The organism is Maribacter algarum (ex Zhang et al. 2020) (assembly GCF_005885635.1).
GTDB lineage: Bacteria > Bacteroidota > Bacteroidia > Flavobacteriales > Flavobacteriaceae > Maribacter_C > Maribacter_C algarum.
Genome location: NZ_VATY01000001.1, coordinates 1669578 through 1682940, shown reverse-complemented (window position 1 = coordinate 1682940; position 13363 = coordinate 1669578). Strand labels below are relative to the sequence as shown.

The window sequence follows — 13363 nt, the reverse complement described above, 5'->3', positions numbered from 1 at the left end:
ATTTATAAATTCCACTTCAAACCAACAGCTTTTTCTGATACTTCCCACAACTTCTCTGCCACAGCTTTATCTTTTGCGTGTGGTTCTAATTTATGCGCTCTTACAGGACCTACCGTATTCATTCTTTTCGTTGGCCCATAAAACTCATTCTGGTCAAGAATTGGCTCCGTGGCACACATCAATTGAGAATAAGCGCCTTTTTCAGCCGACTGTACCAATGGAGACCATTTCATTAATTGCCAAACGAAGCGGGTCAGTAAACTGCCACTGGTCTTAATTAATGATGTTCGAGAAGCGCCTGGATGACAAGCATATGCTTTTATATCCATTTTACCAACCTTTTTCAGTCGGTCTTGTAATTCGTAAACACACATAATCTGCGCCAATTTGCTTTGGCTATATACTCCATTGGGACTGTAGTTCTTATCCCAGTTCATATTTTCAAACTGAATGGTTTTAATACCCAAATTATAACCCATACTACCTACCACAACTATTCGTCCTTTCGATTCCTCAATTCGTCGGTAAAGCAGGGCTTGTAGTAAAAAGTTGCCATAATGATTTACACCAAGTTGACTTTCAAACCCATCTACGGTGAATGTTTGTTTTGGTACTTGGGCAATGGCAGCATTACAAATAAGCGAATCGATTTGAGGAACTGTTTCAAGCACCGACGATGCCGCTTTTTTTACAGAATCTAGTTCTGCCAAGTCCATTTTTATGGACGACACCTCTATACTATTACCTAGTTCTTGTTTCAAAGCTGCGATGGTGTCCTCCGATTTCTTTGGGTTACGATTGAGCATCACCACTTTTGCTCCTTTTGACAACAGTATTTTTGCAGCTTCAAATCCTGTGCCGCTCGTAGTGCCTGTTATAACATATGTTTTGTTATTTAAACTGTCAATTCTATCGGGCGTCCACCCATTTTTACCAAATTGATTTGTTTTCATTTTGTCTGTCATTAAGGAGTAAAAGAATAAGTCAAAGGTAGGACGAAAGTCGCCTTGACTCCTTATACAGATTTTCGAATGTTGTATACTTTTTGGTGCTTTTTAATTCGATACGAACGTTGAAGATATTACACCTTTCTAGATATTTTCCACAAACTCCAAAAAAATCTCCTTATGGCGTTCAAGGCCTAGATTTGGTGAAAGTGAAACACGTGCGATGTAATCTTTGTCCCCCTCTTTTGTTGTTCCCTGAGTGGAAGTTGCGGGTATCGTCCAGTAACAGCCCTTTAGTTGTCCGTAGCTTACGCAGTACTTGCTTTCTTCGGGAATCTTGGTAATCATCAAATGGATTAATTTGTGATTCAACTCCCGTTTGTAGGACTCTCTCTCCGCAGGAGTGTTCCCTTTGGTAGGCAGATCTAATGAAAATACTGATGGTGTAAAACCTTGATTTGCTAGTTCTTCAGATACAAAATTGATTTTTGCAGTGGGTAAAGTATCCTGTATAAAGTTTACAAATTCACGGGTATTCTGATACGCATCCTGAATGCGTTGATTCATGGAAGGCATTTGTTTGGCCAATATTTCATATTGAAGATTGGTCGCTTCATTATCGCAAATATGCAGATGGAGTTCAATTTTTTCCATCAAGTTCTCCGTTTTCTTATTTCCAACAACATAGCCCGCAGTACATTTTCCCCCACTCGGAAATTTAGACCCGCTTGCATAAGAAATCGTTCGAACCGACGAGAGTATTTCACCTTCTCTTAAAAAATGGTAATTCGGACAAAAAGTTTGGTCCAATATAAAAACAGGGGCGATAGCAGTTTTACCAGATGGTGATTTACGAACAGCGCTCAAAGCCTTTTCCAATTCTATAAGGTCTGGAACCTCAACTCTAGGGTTCGTGGGAATTTCAGCGATGATATAGGGTACCGCATCTTCGGCTGCCATTTGATTTAGAACCCTATCCACACTTTGCACCATATCATTATCCCCATCCACAGGTAAATCAACTACTTCCACATTATCGAGACAAGCAGCTACACGTCTAGCTTGGTCATTCGTTCCGCCATAACAATTTGGTGGAACCAAAAACCGAATCGCTTTTCCTTTGTGGTTTTCTTGCGCATCATGAATTAGTCCCATCATAATAGCATATTGAACGGACAATCCGCTAGAACCCACTAATGCTTTTGTTGGGGATTCGGTGACGGCTGCAATGGCATCAATTACTTTGTCCTTGTTTTCAGCACTTTCTTTAATATCAGAAGTAGCTACCCCTGTTAGTTGTTGCAGGGCAAGCAAACAATTGGCTGGCGTCATGGCGATGGTTTCCCTTCTTCTTACATGCTGGATTTCTGAGATGTAATTTTCATTGTGTTCACCTTTTACGATTAAAACACTTCCTAATTGGGAATGCGTATTTATAAAAAAGTCAACCGAAGTATTTCCATTTAAATTAGAAAGATTATCCTTTTGGGAAATAAAAATAGTACTGCCTTCAAAGGAAGATATAGCTGAAATATTTTCTACCTGCTCCAATTCAAAATGATATCCGTAAACCTGCTTTATAACTTCTACATTAAAGAATTGGGGGTTCTCGCCCATATAAAGAAACCGAGTATTTCTATTAGCTAAAAGATTCTTTCTAAGGATAGCTAAAATCGGAGTCGTCTTCGAGGAAAAACTGATAACCTGTTCCGCCTTAATATCATTCAACTTGGCAATAGCCCATTCCAAAACACAAGACAACGGATGTCCCAAGCGAACATAATCATATGCCGTTGGCAATTCGCTAAGCGCGGAAGAATCTGTATTGCCTGAATTAAATAGGCTTTCAAACTGTTCTACAAACTGAGTTTTTGCCAATTCTTCGTTGTAAATATCGAGCCGATGCGTGGTTAGATTTAACCAATCGGATGGCATGTTTTCTAATACCTCTTTTATATAGTTTAGCATTTTATTTCTCAGTCCAAATTGTTTCAAAGCTTTCGCAAACTATTAGCATCTCTTCAGTCGGTTTTTCTCCGCTTTCTTGCAGGGCACTAGAGAAAAAATCCCAATGGGCTTTTTTCCATTTTTTTAGTGGTTTTATATTTGTTCCCATATCCATTTCTGCAAAGGCTTCGGATATTTTGTTGAAGGGAATGGTATCTACTTTTTTGATTTCTATGATGGCTTGTGCTTTTCCATCAAAATCAGTGATGATATGTTTTGTACCAACCTTAGGTAAATCTGCATTGGCTTCTTTATACCAAGCATATAAACCTGAACTGGCTTTCTTTTTTCCCTTAACCACCAATGCTGCCAATCGATTTGCATCTTCTCGGTTGTTATGAAAAAACCAAGCTTCTGGTATTTTTTCGGTTTTGAGTTCGGGGTTTGAGCTTGTGTAACTTTCCCACAATTCAGAAACGGATTGATCAATGCCGTTTCCTGTTTTTACTTCAGTTTTTGGTTCACTTTTGCAACTGGCTAAAATTAAAAAAAGGATGATGAAAATGTGTTTCATAATTTCTTTGGATTACCTCTTCAATCGCTAAGATTCAATAGGAATACAAATATCTATGATATTTTTTTTCAAAGGGTGCTTATTTGAATTATTCTGGTATACCTCAAATGATTTTCCAGTAATTTTCAGATTATTGTCCCTAATCCATTGGTGCATTTCGACCCATGCATCTTTAAATTCAAAAAATGATATCTCAAATCTTCCAACGGCGCATTTTCCAGGTTTAAAATCTAACCGCGTGATTTCACCCGCTGATTCAATCTGTGTATCTACAATGATGCAAGCACTTTGTCTAACATTATTAATACCTACAACATTGGGGTCGTCATAATAAATCGTAAGTGTTTTATTTTTCGACGAATTTGTAAAGCCATGATGTCTCACCCAGTACATTAATTTTTGATATGCTTTTCCAATACCGTGAAAATTGCCCTGAAAATCGACTTTGGCAAGTGTTATCGGTCTTAAATCTAGGATTCTGATTTTTTTGGCTTTGGACATTAATGATGATACCTTACAGGTTAAATATATCCTAGTTTTAAAACAAAGACAATTGCCTACTCTTCGGAGGTTTGGCAAACCCATAAATACTGCGCCCGCCATATTTATAAGATTCTTCGTTTTCTTTTTTCACTAGAGCATCGAAATTTGTATTTGGTGTGAATCCTTTTTCTGCTTTCTGGGCTAGTTCGGTCAACTTTTTTATGGCTTTTAGTTTGTCCGTATTTCCAATTTTTGCTCGGTCAACGGCATTTCTCAGTGCCCCGATTGTCTCATCATAAACTTTGGTGGGTACCGGAAAAGGAGTTGCATCTTTTCCGCCATGGGCAAAAGCAAATCGAGCTGGGTCAGAAAAGCGTGAGGGCGTACCATGAATAATTTCACTTACCAAAGTTAGCGACTGTAGCGTTCTTGGTCCTAACCCCTTGAGTAATAATAAATCTTCAAACTTTTGGGTTTTGTTTTCTTGAGCTAACCATAGAATACTTCCCAAACGTTTCATGTCCACATCTTTGGGTTTGATATGATGGTAAACCGGTACCAGAAGATGCGGGACTTCCTTTAAAATTTTATCGGGATGCTCATTCGCAATTTCTAAAATACCTTTCTTCGTAGACAACGCATCTTTATGAACCAGATTCAAAATCGCACCTTGATTTTTTCCACATACTGCCGAATGTGGTTCTTCGACAAAGGACTTAAAACTTTCAGAATGCCAATGGTAGCGACGCGCCATTCCGTTTGATTTGTGCATGCCCTGTTGTACAACAGACCATTTGCCCGAGTCGCTAACGACAAAACTATGAATGTAAAGGTTGAAACCATCCTGCAGCGCTGTATTGTCCACCTTGGCACTTAGCTTACTACATTTGGCCAAATGATTTCCATCGAGTCCAGTTTTATTTCCAACCTCAAGCAGTTCCTGAGGGGTTCTTGTCGATTGCTTCCCTTTTCCCCCGCAAACATAGAGTCCCAACTGTTTCGAAACGGGATTTATGGATTGTTTCAAAACATTTAAAACAGTCGTGGTCACTCCGGAGGAATTCCAATCCATGCCAATAACGGAGCCAAAACTTTGAAACCAAAACGGGTCGGATAGTCGTCCGAGAAAATCCTCCTTGCCATTGTTCTCGATGATGGCCTCAACAATTGGAAGTGCCAATTGTTTCATGCGATTGAACAGCCAAGGTGGCACGGCTCCGCCATGTAATAACAAATCTGCCGTACCTGAACGTTTCATTTTTAGGAATTTATCCAAATATATGGATTTTTTCCATTTTTTATCAACTCTTTTGGCCTATTCACAATGCTTTTTATTATGCGTGCATAATAATTTAAAAATCCGTAGTTTTGAAAGCAGGCTAAAGTTGCCTGATTTTTTATCCCTATTTTTAAGCTTCTAAAAATTAATATCGATGAGCGACAAACCTTCTTTTATCAAAGACCTATCACTGCCTGCGATGGCAGCACCCATGTTCCTTATTTCAGGACCAAAACTGGTTGTTGAATGCTGTAAAAATGGAATCGTCGGCACCTTTCCTGCACTCAATCAAAGAACGAGTGAAGGCTTTGAAGAATGGTTGATTGAAATCAAATCGGAGCTTCAAAAATTTGAGGAGGAAACAGGTAAGAAAGCAGCTCCGTTTGGAGTCAATTTAATTGTACACCCTTCCAACCCAAGATTGGAAGCCGATATTAAATTATGTGTCAAACATCAAGTACCGATTATTATTACATCTCTCGGAGCGGTATCGATGGTTGTTGATGCCATTCACAGTTATGGCGGATTGGTTTTTCACGATATTATTAAAAAACGCCATGCCGAAAAAGCTTCTGAAGCTGGTGTAGATGGGTTAATTCTTGTTGCTGCCGGAGCAGGTGGTCATGCGGGTACAATCAACCCAATGACCTTAGTGGCAGAGGTCAAAAAATTCTTTAAAAAGACGATTCTATTATCTGGGTGCATAAGTACTGGGCGCGATATTGCCTCCGCCATGCAAATGGGTGCTGACCTGGCCTATATGGGTACTCGTTTTATCAATACCGATGAAGCCAAAGCACCGGACGAGTATAAGCAAATGATTATTGACGCAGGAGCGAGTGATGTGACGTATACCGCTGCAATTTCGGGTGTACACGCGAACTTCTTAGGTGCTAGTTTAAAGGCTGCAGGAATTACAGAAGAAGACTTGAAAAAAGATAGAAAAATCGATTTTGGAAAAGAACTCGATACCGAAGCTAAAGCTTGGAAAACGATTTGGTCCGCTGGTCAAGGTTCGGCAATGATTGAAGATTCCGTTCCGGTTTCTGAATTGATTGACAATTTGAAATCTGAGTTTAAATCGGCTGTTGAAGCGCAATACAAAATGTTGGAGACGTATCCGAAATAATCTTGAAAAACCCAATTTCCTATGTATGTAAAAAGAAATATTAGTTGGGGAATTATCATCCGATATGCATGGAAAAATTTGCTTTTTTTCTCCATTTATGGGGCTGCTATTTTCAGTGCCTATCATTTTCTGGGGTGGACTCATATCAGTATTCCTTTTCAACCCCTGAGTGTTATTGGTATCGCTGTTGCTTTCTATATTGGATTTAAAAATAGCCAGAGCTATGACCGATTTTGGGAAGGGCGTAAAATTTGGGGCGGTATTGTGAACTACTCACGCACCTGGGCAAACAATGTACTTAGCTTTGTAGATGACCACCACGAGACCAAACGGATTTTAATCTATCGCCATCTTGCTTGGATCAATGCACTACGCATTCAATTACGTCAACCCACAAGTTTTTCTATAAAGGAAAATAGAGCTGTTGAAAGGTTATTTGATCGTCATGGAGAACGAAATCCTGTGTGTGCAGGGTTAGATTCTTTTCTTAGTCCGGAAGAGGATGCAGAATTGGAAAACAGAAAAAATGTAGCAACTCACATTGTGAAAAATCAAGGATTGCATTTAAAACAACTTTTAAAGGAAGATAAAATCACCGAATTTGACAAGCAGGTATTTCATAACGTTTTAGAGGAATTGTACAATCTTCAAGGAAAGTGTGAACGCATTAAAAATACACCTTTCCCGAGACAGTATGCCTATTTCAGTACTGTGTTTACATGGATTTTCACCCTTCTTCTTCCGTTTGGTTTACTAAGTGTTTTTGAAACTCAGCTATTGGAAATCACGGAAACAACCCAATGGTGGTTGCTGCCACTTATGATTTTCTTTTCAGTATTAATTTCCTGGATATTTACCACTATGGAAAAAGTGGGAAGCAATAGTGAAGATCCTTTTGAAGGTCGTATCAACGATGTGCCTATGACCGCTTTGTGTCGTACTATCGAAATCGATTTACGGGATATGTTAGATGAAAAAGATTTGCCTCCCAAAGTTAAGGCACAAGACAATATTCTGTATTAATGCCTATTATTTCTTCAAACTATAATCCGCCGATTTTATTCAAAAATGGGCATTTTTCAACGATTTATGCTGGAATCTGGCGAAAAATAGCTGATTTTGAGCAAAAACGTGAAAGAATCGAATTGCCTGATGCTGACTTTTTAGACCTTGATTGGAGTATCTCTTCTACGAAAACGAACAAGGTTGCTATCTTAATTCACGGACTTGAAGGCAATGCCCAACGCGCTTATATTTTAGGAAGTGCTAAAGCACTAAACAACAATGGTTATGATGTATGTGCCATCAATCTTCGAACTTGTAGCGGCGAACAAAATCGATTGTACCGTTCGTATCATTCCGGAGCAACCGAAGATTTGGATGCTGTCATTCAGCATATTTTAGAAAACAAAACATACAGTGAAATTTTTATAAAAGGGTTTAGCCTAGGCGGAAATCTAACTCTGAAATATTTAGGTGAAGGAAGAGAAGTACCAAAAGAAGTAACAGCTGCTATGGCCGTATCGGTACCTTGTAGTCTATATAGTTCATGTAAAGAATTGTTGAAGTCAAAAAACATTCCGTACGCTATTCGATTCAAAAAAAATTTAGTCGACAAACTGAAAGCGAAGCAAAAAATATTTCCCGAGAAAATTACGGATGCAGATATCAAAAATGTAATTACCCTAAAGGATTTTGATGACGTCTATACCAGTAAAGCCCATGGTTTTAATGATGCTTTAGACTATTACAAAAAATGTAGTTGCCTTCAATTCCTACCAAATATTAAAACACCAGCTCTTATTCTAAATGCTGAAAACGACTCCTTTTTAGGTCTGGAATGTTTTCCCGAGAAGGAAGCAAAAAGCAATCCCAAACTTTATTTGGAAGTTTCCAAACATGGAGGTCATGTCGGTTATTATGGGGCGAAGAATATCACGTACAATGAAAAAAGAGTGATAAAGTTCTTTAACGAGGTCCGATAATTTTAGCTATTCCTTATATTAGTGCTTCAATTAAACTTTTAGGATGAAAAAATTATTAAGCATGTTAGCAATTAGCGTATTAATTGCTAGTTGTGGTGAAAAGAAGGAAGAGAAAAAAGACGGTTTTGAAATGAACCGCGCCAAAAAAGAAGTTAAAGCTGAAACTGCCTCTGAAGGAGTACCAGTTGATCTGGATAATGATGGCGTTGGACCGTTTAAAGATATAACTTTTTCAAGCGATATCGATGCTGAGTTAGCTGCAGCTGGAGAAGCTAAATATAGTGCTATTTGCACTGCTTGCCATATGGCAGAACAAAGAATGATAGGCCCTGCGTTGAAAGGTGTTTATGAAAGAAGGAGTCCGGCATGGGTAATGAACATGATTAAAAACCCTGATGGCATGTTGAAAGAAGATCCAATAGCCAAGGCTTTATTGAAGGAATATAACAACGCTATTATGTTGAATCAGAATTTGTCTGATGATGAAACTAGAGCGGTTGCAGAGTATTTAAGAACGCTCTAAAGCTTAGAACTTTTATAAAAATGTCATTTCCTATCAATTAGGGAATGGCATTTTCAGTTTAATAGATTGGGATTTTAAGCACTAATAAAGATTAGATAAATTTTAACAAAATTTTATCCTCTTTCTAGCTACGTCATCGTCTTTATAATAAACAGACCTTAAATCAATCTATTATGGAAGACGTACAGAGTACCCTGAAAGATGGCAGCTTAGTAGAGAAAAAAACTACTGCGCTTCAAAAACGGATATCGCTACGCTATTGGATTGGATGGGGAAGTACTTATAGTCGCTCAAAAAAGAAATAAAACCCGTTTATTATAATTCCCAAATATTAAAGGGACGCGTGATTTCTGAATCGCCATCCTTTTTCACTTTATCAACAACTACCTTATAGGTTGGGTCTTCCAAAACATTTACTTCGATAATGTCATCTGCGTTTTCAAGTAAACGGATACAATCTTTACTTAGATGTTTTAAATGGATTTTCTTCTTCGCTTTCGCATAACGCTCAGTCAATTTATTCAATGCTTCGATACCTGACATATCTGCAACACGGCTTTCTTGAAAATCGATAATTACTTCTTCAGGGTCATTCTGAATATCAAATTTTTCAGCGAAGGCAGTAGTTGAACCAAAAAACAAAGGGCCATATATCTCATAGTGTTTGACACCATTATCATCAATATACTTTCTAGCACGAATACGTTTAGCATTCTCCCAAGAATAGGCTAAGGCTGAAATGATAACACCTAATAAAACCGCTATTGCTAGGTTATGTGTAATCGCTGTAATCAAGGTAACTAATACCATAACAATCACATCAGAATTCGGCATTTTTCGAAAAGTTTTAAAACTTGCCCATTCAAAGGTTCCGATAGCCACCATAAACATCAAACCGACCAATGCCGCCATAGGCAGACGTTCAATTAAACTTGAACCGAACATGATAAAAACAAGCAGCATGACTGCAGCTGTAATTCCGGAAAGACGAGCGCGCGCACCTGAAGAAGTGTTGATTAAACTTTGTCCAATCATAGCACAACCTCCCATTCCGGATAAGAACCCGGAAAGGATATTTGCTGTTCCTTGGGCTACGCATTCTTTGTTTCCACTACCTCTTGTTTCCGTAATCTCATCGATAATGTTCAAGGTTAAAAGGCTTTCAATCAAACCAACTCCAGCGACAATTCCTGCATAGGGAAGAATTATCCAAAGTGATTCCAATGTATATGGAATCTGCGGAATAGATAATGGTGGAAATCCTCCTTTTATAGATTCTCCCTCCGCCATGGTATCTGCAACTGTAAGTGTATCAACTCCAAAACCAATAACGATTGCAGAAACAACCACAATAGCCACCAAAGAGGATGGGACTGCTTTGGTCAATTTCGGAAGCCCCCAAATAATAACCATGGTTAACAAAGTGAGACCAAGCATAATTGCAAAAGGAGTTGTTTCCAACAAAGACTCCGTGCCTTTCTGATAAAAATTCGGAAACTGCGCCATGAAAATGATGATTGCCAATCCGTTAACAAACCCAAACATCACAGGATGTGGTACCAAACGGATAAACTTTCCTAAACGTAATAATCCAGCTCCTATCTGAAGTACTCCAGCAATGATAACCGTTGCAAAAACATAATTCAAAATCGTTTCAGGTTCTATTCCTGGAAAATTTCGTTTCAATTCTAAAATCAATCCAACGAAAATAACAGCTACAGCACCCGTTGCTCCTGAAATCATACCTGGTCGACCGCCAAGTATTGATGTTACCAAAGCCAAAATAAAGGCCGCATATAATCCCGTCAAAGGAGAAAACCCAGGAATCAAAGCGAAGGCAATCGCCTCAGGCACCAATGCCAGTGCCACTGTCAAGCCCGAAAGAATTTCCGTTTTATAGTCTACTTTTTGCTTAAAGTCGAAAAGATTGAGGTATTTTTTCATGCATCGCCAAATTAAGCTGGCAAAAATAGGGCTTATTGCCTTCTTAGCTAACGTATTACCCGAAAAATTAGGTTATTGACTTAGCCTTATGAGCTTTTTTGAATTGTCCGAAACGTCAAATTCACTCTTAATTTTGATACCAATTTGGTGGGAGGCAATCGATGTAACCAATGACTTTGGGTTGTACCTTTCATTAGTAACAAACTTCCGTGTTTAAGATACAAATCTACTCTTTCTTTGGTGTCTTTGTGTTTAAAGGAGAATTTGCGTTCGGCTCCAAAACTCAGTGACGCTATTGCCCCATGTTTCTTTAAATCTTTCTCGCCATCGCTATGCCAAGACATACCTTCGCTTCCATCATGGTAGAGGTTTAAAAGGCAAGAGTTAAAAGTATCTCCGGTTTTTTGTTCAATCATGGTCTTTAATTCGAGTAATTCCTTTGTCCAAGGCAATGCGCGTTTCGTTGTTTTGGAATAGGTATATTCAAAAGGTTCTTCAGCATACCAGGCTACCTTTCGTTTGGTGATAATCTTTTTGCCAAAAATAATCGCTTCATCATTTCTCCACTCTATGGTATTCAACAAAACTTCTAAATAGTGATTTGCCTCACTTTGATTGCATACTTTTCCAAAATAGTTAACGGTTCCATCCTTGGGAAGGAGGTTAATCGTTGAATCAATATCAAATAACTCCATCTTTCCATTTTTTATATTCCATCTTCATACAATGCCCACAAGGGCGATACTTATTTATTAAAGCTTCCTTTTCAGATATAAAGAAAACCCGATTTTCACGTTTCATTCTTAGACCCGATTTACAATCGAGCCTGCCATAAATTTTCAGCTTTTTATTGCCTCCAAATACTATTAAATCTGCTTTTAATTTTGTCCTTAGTTCGGTATCTGATATGTCTTCATGCTGTATCATAGCTTAACTAAGTGCATCGTGAAAAATAACTCCCATGGTATGCCTTTCCCCATTATACAACTCACTAACCCCATGCTTCATATTTACTCTGTAATATCCTTTTTTCCCCTTAATAGGTCTAAAATTAGTGGTAAAAATGAGCATATCACCTTTTTTTGGCTTTAAAACAATGGCTTTGGATTGTGCTCTGGGCATCTGTTGGGTCATAACAAATTCACCACCTGTAAAATCGACATCAGGTTCATTTAAAAAAAATACCGATTGAAGCGGAAAAAACACATCTCCATATAAATCCTGATGCAGGGTGTTGAATCCACCTTTGCCATATTTTAAAATAAGTGGTGTAGGTTTTAATTGATTGTTGTCATGACATTGCGTTTGCAATTCATGGTACGATTTAGGAAATTGTTTATCGATTTTTAAAACCTTCATCCATAGATTAGCGATAGGTGCTAATTTAGGATAAACTTCTTCACGGATGGTCTGAATAATTTTGGGTAAGGGGTAATCAAAATATTTATATTCCCCTAGGCCAAAGCGGTAGCGTTCCATAACTACCGTTTTTCGATACTTGTCTGGCCTCTCATACAAATCAATTAATTCGTGACATTGTATTTCCGAAAGGACACAGGGTATAATCGAATATCCTTTGTCGTTCATATCTGATGTGACCTTTTGCCAATCTATTTCTGCTATTCTAGAACTTAAACTTTCCATAAGGCTATCCATTGATTTTTGCGGCCTCCCAACCAATGATAGCTGATTTTCGCGTGCTTCCCCACATATATCCACCTGAACTCCCCGATGATTGAATTACTCTGTGGCAGGGAATTAAAAATGCGACGGGATTGTTTCCAATAGCAGTTCCTATCGCCCTAGAAGCTTTGGGCTTATCAATTTTTTTAGCAATAGCGCCATAAGTTGATAATTCCCCCATAGGTATTTTTAATAGCGTTTCCCATACTTTAAGTTGAAACGGAGTACCCGTTAAATGCAATTTAATTTGGTCGAGTTTGCTCCAATCGTGCCTAAAAATAAATAGTGCATTCTGCTGTGCTTTATCAACAACCTGATTATAAGTGGCATTTGGAAATCGTTTTTGCAATGTAGCAAATGCGTCATCTTTGTTATCAAAGAAAGCCATATGGCAAATACCTTTTGCTGTAGACGCAACAATGATATTTCCAAATAAGCTTTCAGCAAAACTGTAACTTATAATTAGATTCTCGCCACCGTTTTTAAATTCTCCAGGAGTCATTCCTTCTATATTAATAAATAAGTCATGTAAACGGCTCGTACCGGAAAGACCTGTTTGATGTGCAGTTTCAAATAGTGTAGTCTGTTTATCTTTTAATACTTGTTTGGCATACTCGATGCTAATGTATTGCATAAACTTTTTGGGACTTACCCCTGCCCAATCAGTAAACAAACGTTGGAAATGAAAAGGGCTCAAATGCACACTTTCGGCAATGTCGTTTAAAGAGGGTTGTTCTCTAAAATTTTTCTTGATATAATCTATCGCTTCCGCGATTCGATTATAATTAATTTGTTCTTGCTCAGTCATTTTCTTTGAATTTTATGATACAAACTTATGTTGCTTTTGAAGGTCATAAAACCCGATTCTT

The 13363-nt window shown here is 38.2% G+C and carries 15 protein-coding genes; 5 read left to right on the top strand and 10 right to left on the bottom strand.

Annotated features, from left to right (window positions below):
- Positions 1-2: 2 nt before the first annotated feature.
- The 5 genes from FEE95_RS07260 to FEE95_RS07240 all read right to left on the bottom strand — a co-directional run bounded on the left by FEE95_RS07260 (position 3) and on the right by FEE95_RS07240 (position 5209).
- Positions 3-953: an SDR family oxidoreductase gene (locus FEE95_RS07260; RefSeq protein WP_138657210.1), complete on the bottom strand. Its 951-nt coding sequence runs from the start codon at positions 951-953 to the stop codon at positions 3-5.
- A 138-nt stretch (positions 954-1091) separates the two neighbouring features.
- The gene (locus tag FEE95_RS07255; RefSeq protein ID WP_138657209.1) at positions 1092-2915 is read right to left on the bottom strand and encodes a PLP-dependent transferase; all 1824 of its coding nucleotides are present in this window, start codon (positions 2913-2915) and stop codon (positions 1092-1094) included.
- 1 nt (position 2916) lies between these two features.
- Positions 2917-3468, bottom strand: coding sequence for an ASCH domain-containing protein (locus FEE95_RS07250; RefSeq protein ID WP_138657208.1), 552 nt, complete (start codon positions 3466-3468; stop codon positions 2917-2919).
- A 27-nt stretch (positions 3469-3495) separates the two neighbouring features.
- Positions 3496-3969, bottom strand: a complete 474-nt coding sequence (locus tag FEE95_RS07245) for an AraC family transcriptional regulator (RefSeq protein WP_171036994.1) — start codon at positions 3967-3969, stop codon at positions 3496-3498.
- Between the two features lie 37 nt (positions 3970-4006).
- A complete protein-coding gene (locus FEE95_RS07240) occupies positions 4007-5209 on the bottom strand; it encodes a DUF763 domain-containing protein (protein WP_138657206.1) in 1203 nt (400 codons plus the stop codon).
- A 175-nt stretch (positions 5210-5384) separates the two neighbouring features.
- Between FEE95_RS07240 and FEE95_RS07235 the strand changes: the two genes are divergently transcribed.
- The 5 genes from FEE95_RS07235 to FEE95_RS22425 all read left to right on the top strand — a co-directional run bounded on the left by FEE95_RS07235 (position 5385) and on the right by FEE95_RS22425 (position 9172).
- Positions 5385-6359, top strand: coding sequence for an NAD(P)H-dependent flavin oxidoreductase (locus FEE95_RS07235; protein ID WP_138657205.1), 975 nt, complete (start codon positions 5385-5387; stop codon positions 6357-6359).
- 21 nt (positions 6360-6380) lie between these two features.
- Complete coding sequence (locus FEE95_RS07230) at positions 6381-7382, top strand: bestrophin family protein (RefSeq protein ID WP_138657204.1); 1002 nt, start codon at positions 6381-6383, stop codon at positions 7380-7382.
- Positions 7382-8344: a YheT family hydrolase gene (locus FEE95_RS07225; RefSeq protein WP_138657203.1), complete on the top strand. Its 963-nt coding sequence runs from the start codon at positions 7382-7384 to the stop codon at positions 8342-8344. Before FEE95_RS07230 ends, FEE95_RS07225 begins: the two co-directional genes overlap by 1 nt.
- Positions 8345-8387: 43 nt before the next feature.
- On the top strand, positions 8388-8867 hold the full coding sequence (locus FEE95_RS07220; protein ID WP_138657202.1) for a c-type cytochrome: 480 nt from the start codon (positions 8388-8390) through the stop codon (positions 8865-8867).
- 173 nt (positions 8868-9040) lie between these two features.
- Positions 9041-9172, top strand: a complete 132-nt coding sequence (locus FEE95_RS22425; RefSeq protein WP_262710882.1) for a hypothetical protein — start codon at positions 9041-9043, stop codon at positions 9170-9172.
- Between the two features lie 10 nt (positions 9173-9182).
- On the opposite strand, the gene FEE95_RS07215 is transcribed toward FEE95_RS22425, so the two are convergent.
- The 5 genes from FEE95_RS07215 to FEE95_RS07195 all read right to left on the bottom strand — a co-directional run bounded on the left by FEE95_RS07215 (position 9183) and on the right by FEE95_RS07195 (position 13302).
- Positions 9183-10811: a SulP family inorganic anion transporter gene (locus tag FEE95_RS07215; RefSeq protein WP_138657201.1), complete on the bottom strand. Its 1629-nt coding sequence runs from the start codon at positions 10809-10811 to the stop codon at positions 9183-9185.
- 86 nt (positions 10812-10897) lie between these two features.
- Positions 10898-11506, bottom strand: coding sequence for an alpha-ketoglutarate-dependent dioxygenase AlkB family protein (locus FEE95_RS07210; RefSeq protein WP_138657200.1), 609 nt, complete (start codon positions 11504-11506; stop codon positions 10898-10900).
- Positions 11493-11738: an Ada metal-binding domain-containing protein gene (locus FEE95_RS07205; protein WP_138657199.1), complete on the bottom strand. Its 246-nt coding sequence runs from the start codon at positions 11736-11738 to the stop codon at positions 11493-11495. Before FEE95_RS07205 ends, FEE95_RS07210 begins: the two co-directional genes overlap by 14 nt.
- Positions 11739-11741: 3 nt before the next feature.
- A complete protein-coding gene (locus FEE95_RS07200; RefSeq protein WP_138657198.1) occupies positions 11742-12455 on the bottom strand; it encodes a 2OG-Fe(II) oxygenase in 714 nt (237 codons plus the stop codon).
- A gap of 4 nt (positions 12456-12459) precedes the next feature.
- Positions 12460-13302, bottom strand: a complete 843-nt coding sequence (locus tag FEE95_RS07195) for a methylated-DNA--[protein]-cysteine S-methyltransferase (RefSeq protein ID WP_138657197.1) — start codon at positions 13300-13302, stop codon at positions 12460-12462.
- Positions 13303-13363: the final 61 nt, after the last annotated feature.

Coding starts and splice junctions, on each gene's coding strand:
- FEE95_RS07255 (WP_138657209.1), bottom strand. CDS start 2,915: ATGCTAAACTATATAAAAGAGGTATTAGAAAACATGCCATCCGATTGG.
- FEE95_RS07225 (WP_138657203.1), top strand. CDS start 7,382: ATGCCTATTATTTCTTCAAACTATAATCCGCCGATTTTATTCAAAAAT.
- FEE95_RS07250 (WP_138657208.1), bottom strand. CDS start 3,468: ATGAAACACATTTTCATCATCCTTTTTTTAATTTTAGCCAGTTGCAAA.
- FEE95_RS07215 (WP_138657201.1), bottom strand. CDS start 10,811: ATGAAAAAATACCTCAATCTTTTCGACTTTAAGCAAAAAGTAGACTAT.
- FEE95_RS07210 (WP_138657200.1), bottom strand. CDS start 11,506: ATGGAGTTATTTGATATTGATTCAACGATTAACCTCCTTCCCAAGGAT.
- FEE95_RS07235 (WP_138657205.1), top strand. CDS start 5,385: ATGAGCGACAAACCTTCTTTTATCAAAGACCTATCACTGCCTGCGATG.
- FEE95_RS07195 (WP_138657197.1), bottom strand. CDS start 13,302: ATGACTGAGCAAGAACAAATTAATTATAATCGAATCGCGGAAGCGATA.
- FEE95_RS07200 (WP_138657198.1), bottom strand. CDS start 12,455: ATGGAAAGTTTAAGTTCTAGAATAGCAGAAATAGATTGGCAAAAGGTC.
- FEE95_RS07230 (WP_138657204.1), top strand. CDS start 6,381: ATGTATGTAAAAAGAAATATTAGTTGGGGAATTATCATCCGATATGCA.
- FEE95_RS07220 (WP_138657202.1), top strand. CDS start 8,388: ATGAAAAAATTATTAAGCATGTTAGCAATTAGCGTATTAATTGCTAGT.
- FEE95_RS07245 (WP_171036994.1), bottom strand. CDS start 3,969: ATGTCCAAAGCCAAAAAAATCAGAATCCTAGATTTAAGACCGATAACA.
- FEE95_RS07260 (WP_138657210.1), bottom strand. CDS start 953: ATGAAAACAAATCAATTTGGTAAAAATGGGTGGACGCCCGATAGAATT.
- FEE95_RS07240 (WP_138657206.1), bottom strand. CDS start 5,209: ATGAAACGTTCAGGTACGGCAGATTTGTTATTACATGGCGGAGCCGTG.
- FEE95_RS07205 (WP_138657199.1), bottom strand. CDS start 11,738: ATGATACAGCATGAAGACATATCAGATACCGAACTAAGGACAAAATTA.
- FEE95_RS22425 (WP_262710882.1), top strand. CDS start 9,041: ATGGAAGACGTACAGAGTACCCTGAAAGATGGCAGCTTAGTAGAGAAA.